General features: G+C 37.0%; 21 protein-coding genes and 1 tRNA gene. 5 read left to right on the top strand and 17 right to left on the bottom strand.

The window, feature by feature from the left end:
• Nucleotides 1–4 precede the first annotated feature (4 nt).
• Nucleotides 5–541 (top strand): hypothetical protein, encoded by a 537-nt coding sequence (locus tag J5J05_RS12265; RefSeq protein ID WP_208560952.1) that lies wholly within the window; start codon nucleotides 5–7, stop codon nucleotides 539–541.
• A gap of 44 nt (nucleotides 542–585) precedes the next feature.
• Here J5J05_RS12265 and J5J05_RS12260 read toward each other — a convergent pair whose 3' ends face one another.
• The 6 genes from J5J05_RS12260 to J5J05_RS12235 all read right to left on the bottom strand — a co-directional run bounded on the left by J5J05_RS12260 (nucleotide 586) and on the right by J5J05_RS12235 (nucleotide 5,590).
• Nucleotides 586–1,134 carry an ECF transporter S component gene (locus J5J05_RS12260; protein ID WP_341868524.1) on the bottom strand — a complete coding sequence of 183 codons (549 nt, stop codon included), beginning with the start codon at nucleotides 1,132–1,134 and terminating at the stop codon, nucleotides 586–588.
• On the bottom strand, nucleotides 1,124–1,546 hold the full coding sequence (locus J5J05_RS12255; protein WP_208560951.1) for a DUF4430 domain-containing protein: 423 nt from the start codon (nucleotides 1,544–1,546) through the stop codon (nucleotides 1,124–1,126). The genes J5J05_RS12260 and J5J05_RS12255 overlap by 11 nt, the downstream gene beginning before the upstream one ends.
• Before the next feature lie 12 nt (nucleotides 1,547–1,558).
• Nucleotides 1,559–2,533 carry an aromatic acid exporter family protein gene (locus tag J5J05_RS12250; RefSeq protein WP_208560950.1) on the bottom strand — a complete coding sequence of 325 codons (975 nt, stop codon included), beginning with the start codon at nucleotides 2,531–2,533 and terminating at the stop codon, nucleotides 1,559–1,561.
• A 52-nt stretch (nucleotides 2,534–2,585) separates the two neighbouring features.
• Nucleotides 2,586–4,184, bottom strand: a complete 1,599-nt coding sequence (locus J5J05_RS12245; protein ID WP_208560949.1) for an ABC1 kinase family protein — start codon at nucleotides 4,182–4,184, stop codon at nucleotides 2,586–2,588.
• A gap of 59 nt (nucleotides 4,185–4,243) precedes the next feature.
• A complete protein-coding gene (locus tag J5J05_RS12240; protein WP_208560948.1) occupies nucleotides 4,244–4,552 on the bottom strand; it encodes a phasin family protein in 309 nt (102 codons plus the stop codon).
• A 126-nt stretch (nucleotides 4,553–4,678) separates the two neighbouring features.
• Nucleotides 4,679–5,590: an aldo/keto reductase gene (locus J5J05_RS12235; RefSeq protein WP_208560947.1), complete on the bottom strand. Its 912-nt coding sequence runs from the start codon at nucleotides 5,588–5,590 to the stop codon at nucleotides 4,679–4,681.
• A gap of 306 nt (nucleotides 5,591–5,896) precedes the next feature.
• Here J5J05_RS12235 and spx point away from each other — a divergent pair, with 306 nt between their 5' ends.
• The gene (gene spx / locus J5J05_RS12230; protein ID WP_208560946.1) at nucleotides 5,897–6,316 is read left to right on the top strand and encodes a transcriptional regulator Spx; all 420 of its coding nucleotides are present in this window, start codon (nucleotides 5,897–5,899) and stop codon (nucleotides 6,314–6,316) included.
• A gap of 85 nt (nucleotides 6,317–6,401) precedes the next feature.
• On the opposite strand, the gene J5J05_RS12225 is transcribed toward spx, so the two are convergent.
• The 6 genes from J5J05_RS12225 to gloA2 form a co-directional block, all read right to left on the bottom strand.
• Complete coding sequence (locus tag J5J05_RS12225) at nucleotides 6,402–6,830, bottom strand: YrhK family protein (RefSeq protein ID WP_208560945.1); 429 nt, start codon at nucleotides 6,828–6,830, stop codon at nucleotides 6,402–6,404.
• Between the two features lie 367 nt (nucleotides 6,831–7,197).
• Entirely contained in the window at nucleotides 7,198–7,836 is a 639-nt protein-coding gene (locus J5J05_RS12220) for an SGNH/GDSL hydrolase family protein (protein ID WP_208560944.1), read from the bottom strand.
• Between the two features lie 52 nt (nucleotides 7,837–7,888).
• Nucleotides 7,889–8,797, bottom strand: coding sequence for an ROK family protein (locus tag J5J05_RS12215; protein ID WP_208560943.1), 909 nt, complete (start codon nucleotides 8,795–8,797; stop codon nucleotides 7,889–7,891).
• Between the two features lie 102 nt (nucleotides 8,798–8,899).
• A complete protein-coding gene (gene ggt / locus J5J05_RS12210) occupies nucleotides 8,900–10,516 on the bottom strand; it encodes a gamma-glutamyltransferase (RefSeq protein ID WP_208560942.1) in 1,617 nt (538 codons plus the stop codon).
• A 77-nt stretch (nucleotides 10,517–10,593) separates the two neighbouring features.
• On the bottom strand, nucleotides 10,594–10,977 hold the full coding sequence (gene gloA, locus J5J05_RS12205; RefSeq protein WP_208560941.1) for a lactoylglutathione lyase: 384 nt from the start codon (nucleotides 10,975–10,977) through the stop codon (nucleotides 10,594–10,596).
• Nucleotides 10,978–11,079: 102 nt separating this feature from the next.
• Nucleotides 11,080–11,460 (bottom strand): SMU1112c/YaeR family gloxylase I-like metalloprotein, encoded by a 381-nt coding sequence (gloA2, locus tag J5J05_RS12200; protein WP_208560940.1) that lies wholly within the window; start codon nucleotides 11,458–11,460, stop codon nucleotides 11,080–11,082.
• Between the two features lie 162 nt (nucleotides 11,461–11,622).
• Between gloA2 and J5J05_RS12195 the strand changes: the two genes are divergently transcribed.
• The 3 genes from J5J05_RS12195 to J5J05_RS12185 all read left to right on the top strand — a co-directional run bounded on the left by J5J05_RS12195 (nucleotide 11,623) and on the right by J5J05_RS12185 (nucleotide 13,200).
• Nucleotides 11,623–11,769 carry a hypothetical protein gene (locus J5J05_RS12195; protein ID WP_208560939.1) on the top strand — a complete coding sequence of 49 codons (147 nt, stop codon included), beginning with the start codon at nucleotides 11,623–11,625 and terminating at the stop codon, nucleotides 11,767–11,769.
• A 63-nt stretch (nucleotides 11,770–11,832) separates the two neighbouring features.
• A complete protein-coding gene (locus J5J05_RS12190) occupies nucleotides 11,833–12,783 on the top strand; it encodes an AEC family transporter (RefSeq protein WP_208560938.1) in 951 nt (316 codons plus the stop codon).
• Between the two features lie 45 nt (nucleotides 12,784–12,828).
• Entirely contained in the window at nucleotides 12,829–13,200 is a 372-nt protein-coding gene (locus tag J5J05_RS12185; RefSeq protein WP_208560937.1) for an iron chaperone, read from the top strand.
• Between the two features lie 120 nt (nucleotides 13,201–13,320).
• On the opposite strand, the gene J5J05_RS12180 is transcribed toward J5J05_RS12185, so the two are convergent.
• From J5J05_RS12180 to J5J05_RS12160, 5 genes are all read right to left on the bottom strand, one after another.
• Nucleotides 13,321–13,620 (bottom strand): hypothetical protein, encoded by a 300-nt coding sequence (locus tag J5J05_RS12180; RefSeq protein WP_208560936.1) that lies wholly within the window; start codon nucleotides 13,618–13,620, stop codon nucleotides 13,321–13,323.
• 134 nt (nucleotides 13,621–13,754) lie between these two features.
• Nucleotides 13,755–13,838 (bottom strand) — tRNA-Leu (locus J5J05_RS12175).
• 66 nt (nucleotides 13,839–13,904) lie between these two features.
• Nucleotides 13,905–14,375 carry a SprT family protein gene (locus J5J05_RS12170; RefSeq protein ID WP_208560935.1) on the bottom strand — a complete coding sequence of 157 codons (471 nt, stop codon included), beginning with the start codon at nucleotides 14,373–14,375 and terminating at the stop codon, nucleotides 13,905–13,907.
• A 56-nt stretch (nucleotides 14,376–14,431) separates the two neighbouring features.
• The gene (locus tag J5J05_RS12165; protein WP_482809867.1) at nucleotides 14,432–16,621 is read right to left on the bottom strand and encodes a Tex family protein; all 2,190 of its coding nucleotides are present in this window, start codon (nucleotides 16,619–16,621) and stop codon (nucleotides 14,432–14,434) included.
• A 150-nt stretch (nucleotides 16,622–16,771) separates the two neighbouring features.
• Nucleotides 16,772–17,596 (bottom strand): metallophosphoesterase, encoded by an 825-nt coding sequence (locus J5J05_RS12160; RefSeq protein WP_208560933.1) that lies wholly within the window; start codon nucleotides 17,594–17,596, stop codon nucleotides 16,772–16,774.
• Nucleotides 17,597–17,601 lie beyond the last annotated feature (5 nt).

Raw genomic sequence — 17,601 nt, 5'->3', positions numbered from 1 at the left:
ATTTATGGGTATATTTATCTGGTTAATTCAAATAGTCGTTTTCTTTAGTGTCGTTTCAAGTATTATGAACGCACTCAGTAAAAATACAAAGAAAAACCAGTCATCAAATAAGCGGAATGTTTTCAACGAGCCTACACAAACTTATTCTGGTAGTGCCAACGTGGAAACCGCTCCAAAACCAAAGGTTAACGCCTCATCATCCAAAAATTCTACTCAGCACCAAACCGTCGAGCAAAGACGTTCTGCTAGAAATCGTACTGTCCGTGACGCAACAAATGCTCGCGGCGCTGCGAGAGATATTACAACAGAACGAGATCGTCGCAGATTGGAAAGAGAGAAATTGGATCAAGCAAGAAACGAGCGTACGAATAAACTAAGAAGACAAGCGAATAACTCTTTAACAGAAGTCACTTCTTTAAAAAGTAAAAGTAAATCTAAAAAATCAGATACAGCTATTTACGAATTTACCGAAGATAATATCGTGAGAGCTTTCACGTATAAAGAAATATTAGATAAACCACTTGCTTTAAGAGAAGATTAAAAAAACAAGCCATCCTGAAGGAAGACGATTAAATCGTTCTCTTTCTAGGATTGGCTTGTTTTTATTTTAAGACTCATCTTTTCGAATAATGGCAATAGTACTGGATAAAGAATCAGCATGAATCCGCCATTTCCAATAGCATGATAACCATCAAACCACAGACCGGCTATCCAATAAGCAAGAAATGCTTGGAACGTCAAACCGTATAGTAAAGCATGAAAGATTGAAATGACCAGGCCATACAAAAACCCTGCGATGATGGCGTATATGACCCAAAAAAATAGTATTTTTCTAAAACGTCCTAATACTACAGATAAGGCAAAACTAACACTTACAACTACTCCATAAGCAAAAATTTGCGAGAGGGTCCATGGCCCCATTCCTAAGTACAAATTAGAAACAACGATTGCACCTGTACCTACGATCAATGCATCCACATAGCCAAAGGTTAATAAAATCAAAATCAACAAGACTGTTACAGGTTGGACATTAGGCAAAAAGCTGAATAGTAATCGGCTCGTTTGAACAGCAGCTATCAGCAAGGCTAAAACAGTCACTCTGTATACTGAAAATGTCTTGTTCTTATTCGTCACTTTGATTCGTCTCGAGGTTCCATAAAATCTCATCTCCATCTTCGAGCACGTAATCGCCTGCCCCTACCGTTGAAGATTCTCCATTAATATCAAAAAGCCAATACGCTTGTTTTGATTCGAGTTGCTCATATCCTTCAATCGATGTGATGAACCCCTCATTGTCGACTGCATCAAACTGATTTTGCATAACCTCTAAAACCGTTACTTCTTCTGTCCACTCTACTTCTTGATTTAACTCGTCTTCATCGATTGAATAAAGTTGATCGTCAATATTAAAGGTAATGGTCGCTGTTCCGCTAGATTGCTCCTCGGATTCAGCTGGGGCACCCTTATCAACAGTTGATTGGTTTCCTTGATTTCCACACCCTACTAATATAAGACTGACTATTCCTGTTCCAATAATTTTCTTCATTTATAATACTCCCTATTCGTTCGATTCTTTATAATGACTTTCTAAAAGAAAAAACTCTCTCTTTATCTTAATAAACCGATCAAAATCATTCAACACTTGAAATAATATGGCTCGACTTTCAAACTCTTCTCTTGTTACTGGCAACTTAGAATCCTTAAATTCCTGATAAAGATCCGAAATGTCCTGCAGCAAGGTCAATCCTGTATTCTTCTCATGCAACTGTTCAGCAGTTTCTTTAAAAAGATTTGCCAGCACTTCATTTTGGCTGGTTGCTAAATGTATAGCCGGTAAGTGCTCATTAATCTTTTGAAGCACGATCGACTGTTCTTTTCTCATCTGAGCATATCGTACATAGTAGCTCGTTTTTTTAAAGACTTGATTTTCGTATTCTGTCATTGCTATTTGATTCATTTCTTGAATGTGCTTATTTAATAGAGTTACTTGTGTAAATAACTGTGTATAATTTTGATCTCCTAGTAATTGATCTTGAAACATGAGCAGCGTTTGACTCATTTCATTTTCAATTCCTTTGACACGATTTTCTAAATTTTCTTGTTGTTTGGGCATCCACATATTTATGAGTAAAGCGGATAGAACGCCAATCAACATTAGACTTGCACCATTGACTTGCCAATACAAGTCGATACTCTCTGCTGTCATAAAATGTGTCACCAGGACTGTTGTCGGTGCAATACCTGATTGCATTCTCAATTTGCAAGTGATCGGCATAAAACAAATAAGATAAAGCCCCAATGCAAGGAGAGAATAGCCGATACTATAAAACAAGACTGACGCAATAAAAAAACCAATCACCATGGATCCAAGTCTTGCCAAAGCAACCTTTATTGATTCATGTTTCGTTTCCAAAACACTTAAAATCGCGATAACACCGGCAGCAAGTGGGAATTCCAGCTGAAGTTGCTGTGCAATCCACACCGCCAAGACCGTTGCCACCACGACTTTTATGGTTCGTTGAGTTGTATTCATCCAAAAGCTCCTATAATCATCACTAACATCTATTTATTAATCTACGTATTCATCATAATGTACCGGATCGGATGATAGAAATCAATAGCCACAGACCCATAATGCCAGCCCCTAAGAAGATAATAATAGCGAGGATAGAAACCCCAGTCCCTTCTGCAACGGCGAGGATAATAGCGGATGCGAGAATAAGTGCAGCAATAATCACTGCAAAAACAATTCTATTGACCATTTTATTTAAACCCGTCCACTTTTTGTCCCCATCTACCAAATCCAGATGAACCTTAAATCGACCATTATTGATCGTATCAAGTGATTTCGTTAGTTTTGTAGGAAGCGAAACGGTATTTTGACCAAATTGATATAAGCCCACCAAAGCTTTATCTTTAGTAATGGTTTCAAAAAAAGATACGCTGTCATTCGTTTTGATATATGCAGTTGCGATTTTTAAAACATTAATATCTGGATCAAGTTCAGTAATGACGCCCTCTAGAATCGTCATAGATTTTGCCAGTAATAAAAAGTCACTAGGCATAATCATTTTATATTTGTTTGTAATATATAAGACATCTGAAAAGAACGAACTTAGGTCAATATTTTTGAAACTTCTCGATGCATATATATGATAAAAATCAGCTAAATCTTCACTTAAAGCAAATCGATTGATTTTAGTCTTCACAATCGCCATTTGCAATAAAATATTCATCATCGCTTCTGTATCTTCTAATACGATTGCTTTGATTAGCTTGATCAGGCTTTCCCTTACATCAGAAGATAGCTCTCCAGTAATACCAAAATCTAAAAATACAATTTGTTTTCCTTTGATCACTAAATTACCTTGGTGCGGGTCACCATGAAAATAACCATCATTAAAAACTTGACTTAGAAAAGAGTACATCAGTTTCTCTGCGATATCTTTTTTATCGTAACCTTCTGTGGTCAATTTAACGGGGTCTAAGCCCTTTATTCCCTCAACATACTCTTCAACGAGTACCCGTTTAGATGCATACTTTAAAAACGGTTTTGGTGCAGTCACTGCTTGAATGTCTTTATTTAGTTCTCTAAATTTTATTAAATATTTTGCCTCATTACGAAAATCTAGTTCTATCTTTGTAGATTCTAGAATCTCGCTGAACGCAGAGTCAGCATCCACTAACATATCTTTGACCGTATTTGGTGCCATTGAGATAATTTTAGAAAAAAGCTTGATATCTCTTAAGAGATTCTCTTCAATGTCGGGACGTTGGACTTTAATAATGACATGTTCTCCGGTACTAAGTTTTGCTTTATGTACTTGAGCTACTGATGCACTAGCAAGCGGTTTTTTCTCCACGTATTCGAATACATCTTCCAATGTTTCATTAAACTCTTCTTGAAAAATTCTCTCGATCTCTGTATAAGGAAAATGAGGCGCATTGTCGCGTAGCTTGGATAATTCTTCTATATAATTATCTGGTAAGAGATCTCGTCTTGTAGAGATAATTTGACCAATTTTAATAAAGCTAGGACCAAGCTCTTCAAATGCTTGTCTAAGCTTTTTAGCATCTTGTTCTTGATCCTTTGATCGAATTCGTGTGTGATAAATATGCCCAAATCCGTAAGAAGCCAGCACTGAACCAATTTCTTTAAGTCTTTCTCTGTTCGATTTCACCATCATGCTACCTCCTTCCATAAAAAAGGCTGGTTAGAATGAACTAACCAGCACCATTCCTATTATTTACCAAGTGAATTATTCTCTAATTTCTTTTCGAGTTCTTGAACTTTTGCTTCAAGATCATCAATATCCTTTCTTTGCGCTACATTCATATCAAGTAGCAAAGCTTCTAATTTTTCTTTTTCTTCTGAATCATTAGTTTGTTGATTTTTCTTTTGAATCAATTCAGAAGTAAGTGTTTTGCCCTCTTCTACTGAAAGCTTGCCTTTAGCCACAAGTCGATCGATTTGCTCCATTGACTTTTCAACTGCTAACGCTGTTCCGCCAACACCAATCAATAACGCTTTTTTAATATCATCTACTAACATAAGCATACTCCTTTCGCTGAATCTAATTAATCAACTCTTCTTACCCTTACAGTATAGCACTCAAAAAAGCACTTGTCAGAGATTATACATGAAGAATTCCTTAAATAAATGAATCAATTTTATGATTTATGGTACTAGATTGCCTGCTGCGCGGTAGATTTCATACCACTCATCTCGACTAATCACTTTTCCAGAAGCCGATGCATAGGTTTTGATTCTTTCTGGATTCATCGTTCCGAGAATAACCTGCATTTTGGCTGGATGTCTTAATAACCAGGCAATAGCAGTTGCTTCATTATTCATCCCGTGTTTTTCTCCAACTTTACTAAGCACTTCATTGATTTCTGAATAATCTGGATTATTTAAGAAGACACCCTTTTCGCCTTGAACTGGTGACCACGGTTGAATTGTAATATCATTTAATCGACAAAAATCTAAAATTGCACGGTCATGATCGATTGAGTTAGCATCTTTAGTGTTCACGTGGATTCCGGCATCAATCATCCCAGAATGTGTAACACTCAACTGAAGTTGATTCGCTACAATATCTTGTTCAATATATTTTTCTAACAATTGGATTTGATAAGGACTATGATTACTCACACCAAAATGTTTGACTTTCCCAGCCTTTTGTAAGCTAGTGAATACTTCTGCAACCTCTTCTGGTTCAACTAGAGCATCTGGTCTGTGTAAAAGTAGTACATCTAAATAATCTGTTTCTAGTCTTTTCAAGATACCTTCGACCGAAGCCGTTAAATGTTCTTTTGAAAAGTCATACTTTCCATAACGAATACCTGCTTTAGATTGAATGAGAAAATCTTCTCTGTTTAAAGAGCTCTGCTTTAGCGCAGCAGCAAAGCGTTCTTCGGAATCACCACTACCATATATATCTGCATGGTCATAAAAGTTGATTCCGCTCTCATTTGCAGCTTCTAAAACAGCGGTAGCCTCTTTAACATCCAAAGCATTCATACGCATACAGCCTAATGCAATTTCTGAAACATCTAATTGACTTTTCCCTAATTTAATCGTTTTCATTATTACGCTCCTTAAGGTTATTTTCTTTCCATAAACATTGTATAAGTAAATTGTAAAATATACGAATATTATAAACTACATTTTAGATTATCTACGAACTTTTTTATTGTGACAAAAATATGACAAAAAGATTTCTTTTATTAAGTTAGTCATTTGTGACGAAATTTTGTCAAAAACTATTGATTTCTGATCATATTCAGCCTAAAATAGGTCTTGTAACAAATTGTTCACAAATTAAACTTAAACCTAATCGTCAATCATTTTACATAAATGATTAAGCACACTTTTGAAAAGGGGCACATTAAAATGATAAAATTATACGTATCACCAAGTTGCACATCTTGTCGAAAAGCGAAAGCTTGGTTAGAAGAACAGAATCTCGAGTTTGAAGAAAAAAATATTTTCCATGAACCTTTAACTACAGAAGAAGTTAAAAACATCTTAAGCCTTACTGAAGAAGGTACGGAAGAAATCATTTCATACCGCTCTCAAGCCTACCAAGCACTCGATGTTGATATTGAAGACTTATCAATGAATGAGTTGCTAGAATTATTCAAGACGCAACCGAGCTTAATCAGACGTCCAATTATTATGGATGATCGTCGTTTACAAATCGGATATAATGAAGAAGAAATCCGTTGCTTCTTACCTAGAAAAGTTCGTGAACTTGAACTTGCAGAAATCCACCGTAAATTAGCTGATGAAGAGTCAGTAGAAATAGCTTAATAAATCAGATCCTAAAATAAAAGATAGACGTGTCACACTATGAAGCGATTAACCTTCGTAGTACGACTCGCCTATCTTTTTTATTTCAAGCTTCCTTTTCTTCTGAATCCTCATCATCTTCTTCAGCTTCTTCATTACTTTCTACTTTAATCTCATTCGCTGCTTTATTATCTGTTCCTGTATCATGACCGTACTCTTCTGGACTCTCACCAAGCACTTGTTCACGATATTCATTCTCCCTATACAAAAATACATGGTGTACGATACGTATGACTGGTCTCATTAATAAGAAAAAACTAGCAAAAATATAAAGATACATGCCAATTCTTTCCAAATTAGTAAATGCCTGAACTAAACTTCCAGATAAATAGAGCCCACCGGTTAATAAGTCATTGGCTAAAGATATAATATTATAATAGTTTTGGAAATAAAGTCGAAAGTTCCCAACTTTGATAATGACATCCTGTTCTTTACCAGGTTTTATGTCATGACTTTTCGTTTCAATATTCGGCATCGGATAATCATACTCCTTTTTCAATCCATACAACTGATAATTCCTAAAACATTTTATCATTTTATTAACAAATTGTCATGTGAAAAACATTAATTTTGCTTTAAAATCAACATTCTTGAATAACAAATGTTATAGATTGAAAAAAAGACAAAAAAAAGAAGAGATAAGGGATTAACCTTATCTCTTCTTCAGCAACTTTAGCAAAGCTAAAGTGAAGTATTGTGTTCACAGCACCAGGGACTTCCGATACCAACTTCCTGTTGTGTGCAATGCACCTGTATCGTGCTTGATAGTCCACATAAAGTGAACTTATCGACTCATCGCATGAGCTAACTATAGCATATTCATTTCTGTAATACAATCTTTATTAAAATTCTAATTGATTGAGCCATGCTTCCTTGATCAAACCGTGGCCGGCAACTGTCGGATGTATGCCATCATCTCCTGTGAAATAAGGATAACCATATTTAACACCTTGTGCGTTAAATAGACCATCCAATGGGATTAAGTCTGTTTGATATTCACGCGCCATTTTTCTGACGATTTGAATACGGTGATCTAGGTCTTCTCTAAGTTCCATTCTCTCTTTTGGATGTGGCAGTACGAACGGCTCCATCAATACAACTTTTGCATCCGTTCTCTGGCTAAGGGACTTCAATAATGACCGATAGTCTTCTTCAAACTGATCGATTGCGTCCCTGTTCATTCTCTGATCAATATTTAACTGATGAGATGAATCATTGATTCCAACTAAAATAGAGACCACATCTGGATTCAAATTCAGACAATCTTCTTCCCAACGTTTTTTTAAATCGATTACCTTATCACCACTGATACCTCTATTGTAAAAAGTCAATTGTTCTTCAGGTATACCCGCTTGTAATTCTGCTGCTATCATTAATGGATAGCCTTTTCCAAGATCGTTTGGATTTGAGCGGTCTCTATCTACATCTGTAATACTATCACCAATAAACAAGATTTTGTCGTGTTGTTTGATTTTCACCATTTCGTCCTCGATTCCTATTTGAATTTAAGCACAAACTTTTAACTACTGAAATCTATTCTGGTACTCTATTGACTACTTTGTCCATATTTTCATGCGTGTGGAGAAAATGATAAACCGCACCAATCAAATTAGCATCATTCTTAAACTGACACAATTCTACTTTAGGTCTATAAGGTGGCACTCTTAATCTGCCAAATAAATCATCCATTTCCTCGTTGATTTTTTCAATCAAATCAGGTTTATTGGATACACCTCCACCTAGAAGCAACACTTCAGGATCGAATGAATAGGCTAAATTGTATAGCCCTCTCACTAAATAATGGAAAAATGTTTTCACTTCTTCCTTAGCTACCGCGTCTCCTTGTTCAGCTAATTGAAAAACTTCTTCGCCACTGACTTTATTAGTCGGTATATTCATACGTTTGGCGTATCTTCTAGCCATAGCAACGGCTGTTCCTAATTCACTGAATGTGCGTTCACCATCTAATAACATAAAGCCAAACTCGCCGCCTAATAGATGATGGCCATGTTGAATTTCTCCATCAACAATAATAGCTCCGCCTATTCCAGTACCCAAAACCACAAAAAGCACACTACTTTTATCAACAGCAGCACCGCGCCAAATTTCTGCAAGTCCTGCACAATTAGCATCATTTTCAAACGATACTGGTAATTCAAAAACTTGCTCTAGCTCATCATATATTGGAAAAAAATGAATATAAGGTACTTCGCTCACACCTTCAATTTGTCTATCCATCTGATTGATTGCACCAGGTGCTGAAAAAGCAACGCCTTGCAGAGAAAAATGCTTCTCTACCTTTTTTTTCACTTTAAGCAATGCTGCTTTCAACATTTCCCAACGCTCTGGGGTCGAAAAGCTACCTTTTTCTTTTAAGCGATCCTCATCCCAAACAGCATACTTAACAGAGGTTCCACCTATATCGAATGTCAGTATACTCATATTAACCCTCCTAAAAATCGAACAGATCATGAAAGTGCTTTCTTAATTATATCATGGTTCTGTTTCATTTAAAATATCTGTCTACTGTTTATTTCTTAGATGCTACCATGTTGAAATGTGACCATCGGCTCTAGGTTCGGTTGCACCCACAAGGACACCCATTTCATCTCTTAATATGATTTGTCCTCTACCAAATAGTCCTTTTCCTGGAACAATGGTCACTTCATGTCCTCTTCTAATCAAATCTTCAACGATGTTTAACGGCATCACAGACTCAATCGAGATTTTGTTTCCTTCATCCCAATGCCATCTAGGCGCATCCAAAGCATCTTGAGGATTGAGATGGAAATCAACCATGGAACTAATTACCTGCAAATGCGCTTGAGGCTGCATTTGACCACCCATAATACCAAAAGGTCCAACGGCTTGTTCATCTTTTGAAATAAATCCAGGAATAATAGTGTGAAACGGTTTTTTTTCTGGACCAATTACATTAGGATGCTCTTCTTCCATTGTAAATCCACAAGCCCTGTTTTGAAGGCTCACCCCATACTCAGGCACAACTACACCAGATCCAAATCCCATATAATTACTCTGAATATAAGAAATCATATTTCCTTCTTCATCTGCTGCTGCCAAATAAATGGTTCCCGAATAGTCCTTCAACCCTGGCTTGGCAGCCTTTGCTTCTTGGGATACAAGCTGTGCTCTGGAATTGGCATAAGGCTTAGAGAGTAGTCGATCGACTGTTTCTTCCATATGCTTCAAATCAGAAATCGTAGCTTGTCCATCACTGAAAGCTAATTTAATGGCTTCAATTTGTTTATGAATCGTTTCAGGATCATCTTTGCCTTTGAGCTCGATGTTCTCTAGAATCGAAAGTGCCATTAATGCGATGATTCCTTGGCCATTTGGTGGCATTTCCCAAATATCATACCCTTTATAAGTTGTTGATATAGGTGTAATCCATTCAGGTTGGTAGTCTTTCAAGTCTTCTTTACGAATAAAGCCATTGTATTTTTTAGATAGTTGATCAATTTCTTCTGCGATTTCTCCATTATAAAAGGCTTCACCCTTTGTTTTTGCGATTAACCTAAGTGTTCTTGCATGTCCTTTAGAAGACCATATTTCGCCTGGTTCCAATGGACGGCCGTTTGGCGCAAAAACATCAAACCACGTTTCTAATTCTGGAAAATCTTTTCTTTTCTTGTCAAGAATCTTGAATGTTCTTTTCCATGCATTGGAAACAGTATTGGACACTGGAAATCCTTCTTCTGCAATTTTTGCAGCAGGTTCAAGCACTTCTTCTAATGATAATTTACCATGTGCTTGGTTTAACGTTACCCAACCAGCCGGTACACCTGGAACGGTGATAGGATCTATACCGTGCGTTTCAATTTTCTCTCCTTTTTCCATGACCGCTTCTCTAGTCATGTTTTTTGGAGAATGTCCGCTCGCATTTAGTCCGTGAATCTCCCCGTCTTTCCACAAGATTGAAAAGCTATCTCCCCCGATACCATTCGACCCTGGTTCCACTATCGTTATAGCCGCAGCTGCTGCGATTGCAGCATCAATGGCATTTCCACCTTTTTTCAAAATATCCAAACCTGCTTGAGATGCCAAAGGGTGTGAACTAGCCACCATGCCTTTTTTCCCGTAAACCAGTTCCCTTCTTGAAGGATAATGAAATACCCCCGCATCAAATTCTAGTAATGACATATCTTTCTCCCCTTTTAAGTATAAAAGTAAGCTCGAGAAAAAATACTCGAGCTTACTTTAAAACAATCTCATTAACTTTATCTTGCTTGAATAACTTCTATTTTGTATCCATCTGGATCTTTGATAAAGAAGTAGTTTGCCGCACCGTCAGATAACCCTTTTAACCCGGTTACTTCATAGTGTGTTTTACTATACTCTTCATGTGTAGCTTGCAGATCGTCTACACTAATCGCAATATGACCATAACCATTACCAATTTCGTAAGGCTCTTCTTGATCGTAGTTGTACGTTAACTCAACTTCGTAGTTATCTCCTGGCAATGCCAGGTAAACTAATGTGAATTTGTCATCAGGATAATCAGCCTTCTTAGTGATTTCCATCCCAAGTACGTTTGTATAAAAATCAACTGATTTATCAAGATCCATTACTCTAACACATGTGTGTAAAGCTTTTTTAGCCATGATATTTCCTCCTATATAGTAAGTAATAAGATAAGTTTGCCTCATATCTCTGATCTGGTCAAGTGAAGCGAGGGGCAATCCTTTATTTAAATGATTTGATTGTTATTTTTCATACAATTCCAAAGGCAGTCCATCCGGATCTTTGAAAAATGTAAATCGTTTTCCAGTTACAGGATCAATTCTAATCGGCTCGACGATAACTGACTTATTCTCCAACCATTTAACCACGTGATCGATATCGTTAATTTCAAAACACAGATGTCTTAGCCCTTGTGCTTCGGGTGTACTCGGTCTTTCAGGAGGATCTGGAAAAGAAAACAACTCAATCTGTGCATCACCGATAGCAAGGTCAAGTTTATAAGAATCTCGTTCTTCTCTGTATAATTCATTGACGATTGGAAGTTCTAACGTTTCAGTATAAAATTTCTTAGATTCTTCATAATTAGATGCAATAATAGCAGTATGGTGGATACGTTCTAGCATGTTCTCTTCCTCTCAGTTTTATTTACAGTATACATCAATAAAGACCAATAGTGACAGCTTATGTGGTCATATTGATTGAATAACCTGCCCATTTGGCGCATACTGATGATGTTAAGATGACTAAACAGATTACAATCGATAGAAAATCGAAAGGGTGATCATATGAACCTTATTTTATTATTACTATTAACTGGATTTTTAACTGTAATACCCGCTGCACTAATACTGGTCGCTTTAAACCAACCCAAAGCAGAAAAGGTAAAAGTTCGCGTACACGTTGAAGATGACCAACAGTATCCGCATCGATAATCACTAAATGGCTACCTTAACGGGTAGTCTTTTTATTTGCAACCCCTTTTACTTAGGTGTATATTGATAAAAAATAATCAATGGGAGGGCCACCTTATTTCACTAGTTATTCTAGCGCAATTAGCTACCATGTTTTTCATTATGCTTTTTGGATTTATGCTCGTTCGTGTCAATATTTTGGATATGTTCGGTAGTCAACAGATTGCCAACATGACAACAAAATTGATTATTCCAATCGCTTTAATGATGTCCTTTCAACAACCTTACGATTCAGATCAGTTATCGCTTTTAGGATTGATGTTTGTGGGTTCTGTTTTAATAATGATTTCTCGCATTGTTTTTGCAAAATTATTGATTCGAAACGGGAAAAAAATTGATTTGTTCGCCGTTGTTTTTTCAAATACGGCGCTGGTCGGTATTCCAATTGTTTTACCGCTGCTAGGTTATCAAGGAATTTTTTACTTATCGATGTATATTGTTGCATCAAGTATTTTTCAATTTACATATGGTATATGGCTACTATCTGAAGGAAAACAAACCGTTACCATCAGACAAGCTTTTTTCAATCCAGCTTCTATTGGTGCCTTTACCGGTTTAGCTTTATATTTACTCAGAATCGAAATACCTTCTATCCTATATAATGGTTTCGATAAAATTGCAGATACTAGTTCACCATTAGGTATGATTCTGCTAGGTGGCTACTTAGCCAGAAGTCAGCTTAAAGAAATCTTTATGGTCAAAAACAATTACTGGACAGTAATCGTCAGATTGGTCATTACCCCCTTTGTCGGACTAGTGATCATTTGGTTCCTCCCTATTCAAAATGAATCCGTACTCCTTGTACTCTCTATCGCAAACTGTACCCCTACTGCTGTCAATACTGCCCTATTTTCTCAACTATACGGTGGAGATTATGAATATGGGGCACGTCTAGTTGTTCTGGCAAGTTTACTAGCTATGATCACGATGCCCTTATTCATTACACTATCTACTGTTGTTTTGTCTATCAATTAATACTTATCTTTTTCGGTTCTTACTATAAAAAAGGAGTGGATAATGATGGAAACATTCAATGACTTTTTAAGTACAATCGATCAAATCGAACAAAGAGATAAACTTGCAAAAATACTGGACTATATCATAGAGACATTTCCAGATTTAAAACAACGCATTGCTTGGAATCAACCAAATTTTACAGATCACGATACTTTTATTATTGGTTTTAGCGTAGCTAAGCAGCATATTTCTGTAGCGCCCGAAGTAAAAGCACTTCTAGCATTTGCAGCGGCTATCGAAAAGGCTGGCTACGAAACAACAAAAGGACTTTTTAAAATCAAACAATCACAGACTGTTGACTACGATTTACTTAAGGCTATTATTGCGTATAATATCGAAGATAAAAAAGAGTGTCAGACATATTGGCGAAAATAGTAACAACAAAAAAAGAACAGTTGAGAACTGTTCTTTTTTTGTTTAGGCTACACAATTGGAACAGATTCATTTTTAGCTTCACGAACTATCCGAAGTCGATTATTATCAATATTTCTTCTGCTATTTATGTAAAGGCAATTCCTTATTCTTCCATTCTAATATGATCGGCAGTAGGTTTAAAAAGATCGCAGCAATAGTCAAGAGCCATAACAGTTTTTCCATAGTCGGAACGACATCTGCCAGCGCTGTCCAATCATTCGCTTTTACCCAGCGAAACACAAGACTATATTCAGCACAAAGTGTCAATGCTGTGAAAGATAAACCTGCCGCCATCGCAAGCGTATAGTCCTTTCCAGCTTTGTATCTATAAAGATTCATAAATGTTGCAATCATTGCCATGATTCCTAGTATAATCCACATGCTCACTCCACCTTTTCTTTGTAGTATAGCATAACCATATCTAGATTATTGATGTTAACCCTATTATCAACTCATTAGACAAAAAAACAAGGTTTGCAGAGATCTGCAAACCTTGTTTTACGAGTTTTTAATGATGCACACGAGAAGACTCGAACTTCCACGGGGCATCGCCCCACCAGCCCCTCAAGCTGGCGCGTCTACCATTCCGCCACGTATGCTAAGCGCTACAAGCACTATCATAACAACGTTAGACGAATGTGTCAATCCTCTTTTATACTTACACCTTATTCAATGGCGATATTCTCTTTACCATCTAGAACTAATGTACCTCGACATTTGGAGCAGACATAGCGCGTTGTATTTATCCGTCTTTTTCTGTAATAAATTTGCAAGCAATTTTTACAATGATATTTCCATAATTCATTCACTTGTTTTCGTTCTTTTAAGGCAGGTGTATAACGCAATCCATCTACTTCCTTTAGCAGTTGCTTGAAGTCCTGATCTTTATGTCGATGTCCTTTTCCTTCAAGGTGCAAATGGTAGTGACAAAGTTCGTGACGGATGACCCCTTCAAAAGTTTCCATCCCGAGCACTTCAAGTACAAGTGGGTTAAAGTCCAAATGATGCGTCTTCAGAAAGTACCTTCCGCCAGTAGTTTTCAAGCGTGGATTAAAAATTGCTTGGTGTTCAAATGGCTTAGAAAACACCCTCATTGAAATAGTTTCTACAAGTTTTTGCAAAGTGATTTGATCCATCTTTTACTCCTTATAAAAAGAACGAGATGCTAGCTTGGCACCCCGTCATGTTCTCTTTACTTTTGCTCATTCAACATCGTTAAAGCGATTCGACCTTTTTTCAGATCGACTGAGTCTATCCAAACTTTTACAATATCACCAACTGCAACAACCGCACTTGGATGCTTGATAAATTTATTACTCAATTTAGAAATATGCACAAGTCCATCTTGTTTTACACCTATATCAACAAATGCACCAAAATCAACAACATTTCTCACTGTACCCTCAAGTTCCATTCCTTGTTTGAGATCTTCCATTGTCAATACATCTGTTCTCAAAAGTGGCGCTGGCATATCATCACGCATGTCTCTTCCAGGAGCAACCAACGCTTTCATCACATCTTCGAGCGTTTCGGATCCTAAACCTGTTTCACTTAACAGTGTATCCTTATTTAAGGATTGGATACTTTTGCTTAGTTCTTCAGAACCGATTGCTGATTTCTTCATACCGGCCATTTCGATAATCTGTTTTGACTCTTTATAGGTTTCAGGGTGAATACCTGTGCGATCAAGCGGTTCTTTTCCATCCGGTATCCTCAAGAAACCGACTGCTTGCTCATAAGCTTTTGGTCCAAGTCGTTTTACTTTTTTCAGCTGTGCACGGCTGGTGAACTTCCCGTTTTCTTCTCTGTAAGTTACAACATTCTCTGCTGTCGTCTTCGTTAAACCAGCGATGTGTTTCAGTAAAGCTGCACTGGCAGTATTAACGTTGACACCCACTTGGTTAACAACGGTTTCGATAACGAAATCCAATTGTTCTGTCAGTTTCTTTTGTGAGACATCATGCTGATATTGACCGATACCAATAGACTTCGGATCGATTTTAACTAGTTCAGCTAAAGGATCCTGTAAACGTCTAGCGATACTGACCGCGCTTCTTTCTTCGACTTGTAAATCTGGAAATTCTCTTCTCGCTTCTTCACTGGCAGAGTATACTGATGCTCCTGCTTCGTTGACAATAACATAAGCCACTTTATGTTTGGCTTCTTTCAATTGTTCTGCTACGAAGGTTTCAGATTCTCTACTGGCCGTACCATTTCCAATCGCTACAGTGTCTACGTTGTATTCTTCGATCACTTCTTTGAATCGTTTTGCAGCATCTGCTCGTTTTTGTTGTGAAGCAGGTTTATGTGGGTAAATAACATCGATCGCCAGCACTTTACCTGTCGCATCAATAACAGCTAACTTACATCCTGTACGATAAGCTGGATCTAACCCCAATATCGTTTGATCTTTAAGGGGTGCTTGTAGGAGTAAATTACGCAAGTTCTCTCCAAAAACGTTTATTGCCTGCTCTTCCGCCCGTTCAGAGAGTTCGTTACGAATTTCTCGTTCAATAGCCGGACGAATAAATCGCTTATAAGCATCATTGATGGCTTCTTTAATTTGTTTTACCGCAGGTGTTAGCTCAACACTTTTGATTTCTTGCTTGATTATATAGTGCTCTATGCGGTCTTCAGCGATATCGATTGAGACAGACAAGATGCCTTCTTTCTCACCCCTGTTCAAAGCTAAGATTCGATGCGCTACTAACGATTTAAGTGTTTCTGAATATTCATAATACATTTCATAAACAGCTTTATCATCAGCAGACTGATCTTTTACTGATGATTGTAAAACACCATTTTTATTCGTATAGTCGCGAATCCATTCACGATACTTTGGATTATCTGAAATATATTCAGCAATGATTTCGTGTGCTCCAGTCAGTACATCCTCGACTGATGTTACTTCTTTTTCTTCATCTAAATATTTTTTTGCTTCGTCTTCAAGATCATCTGTTGGAAATGACAAAATCCAGTCTGCAAATGGCTGAAGCCCCTGTTCTTTCGCAATCGTTGCTTTTGTCCGGCGTTTTTGTTTGAAAGGTCGATATAAATCTTCAACCTTTTGCATTTGTGTAGCTTTTTTTATTTCGCTTGCAAGTTCTGGTGTTAACTTCCCTTGTTCTTCAATAGAAGCTAAGACATCTGTTTTTCTTTTTTCAATATTACTTATATAGGTATGACGCTCTTCGATCTCTCTAATCTGTACTTCATCGAGTGAGCCAGTAACTTCTTTTCGGTAACGCGCAATAAAAGGTACTGTGTTTCCGTCATCCAGCAAATCTAATACGGATGTGATTTGCTTTTTAGAATAGGCTGATAATTCTTTTGTGAGTAAGTCCATTACTTGTTTGTTTTCAATTTCTGCCAATCTATTCATCTCCAATGCATGTATTCAACTCTCCTATTTTATCATAAATGAGCACGCTAGAATCATTGGATTCCGTATTTGATTTCCATTAACATCTTTTCACCTTGATCAATTCCATAAAAAAAGTAGCAAAGTGAATAAAATCACTACGCTACTATTTTAGATATCAATGACAACCAGTGTTTTCTCAAGTTGTGCTTTGAAATTTTTATGTCGCCAATGTCTTTTATTTCCTAAACAAGCTACAATAAAAGTGCGGTCCCCTTCACGAAAGGTCTTTCTAAAGTGAACATGTCCCATTAAACTATACTTGATAGTCGGATATTGGTCGTATAGATACTCGTAAGATTTTGCCCCTAAGAAACCATTCGCATAATCATAAATACGGTTCGGTAAGGGTACGACAAACTCTGGATGAGTCGCTACATGGGTCATTAAAATCAACTGACGACCTTCCGTTGCTTCGATGTCCTTGATGAGTTGCTTCAACATCTTTTTACTCACTGTTTGATCATCGACGCCCCAATCGACATAATGGCGATCGTTCCAAGAAGCAAATTTGTATTTTTTCTTCTCGAATTGTTCAACTGTATACTGATCATGGTCCCCATATCCATAATCATACCAACCGGGTGTCCCGACAATTGCCCATTTTTCGTTGATGATTTTTGGCTTACCAACAAGCGATTGTTGTTTAGACATAAAGTAATTATCTATGATATTGGTGTCTTTTACTTCATGATCTTTAGACCAATAGTCATGATTTCCAGGCGTAAAATAAACTTCCGCTTTTGTTGCAGTTTGGATATGTTCTATAAAAAGTTGGCTTTCCTTGTAGTGATTGGAAATATCCCCTGCTATCAGGAGAATGTCCAATTCGTGTTTCATGACCAAATCGATGATTAATGATAAAGCCGTCTGATTCGGTTCTAATGTTTTCTGATTGATATCTACATGCAAGTCAGATATCATGCCGATTTTCATGATGA

It is taken from the genome of Marinilactibacillus kalidii (assembly GCF_017599325.1).
In the GTDB taxonomy this organism is placed as follows: domain Bacteria; phylum Bacillota; class Bacilli; order Lactobacillales; family Carnobacteriaceae_A; genus Marinilactibacillus; species Marinilactibacillus kalidii.
Note: the sequence above shows the minus strand (reverse complement) of the source record. Positions and strands in the feature narration are given on the sequence as shown.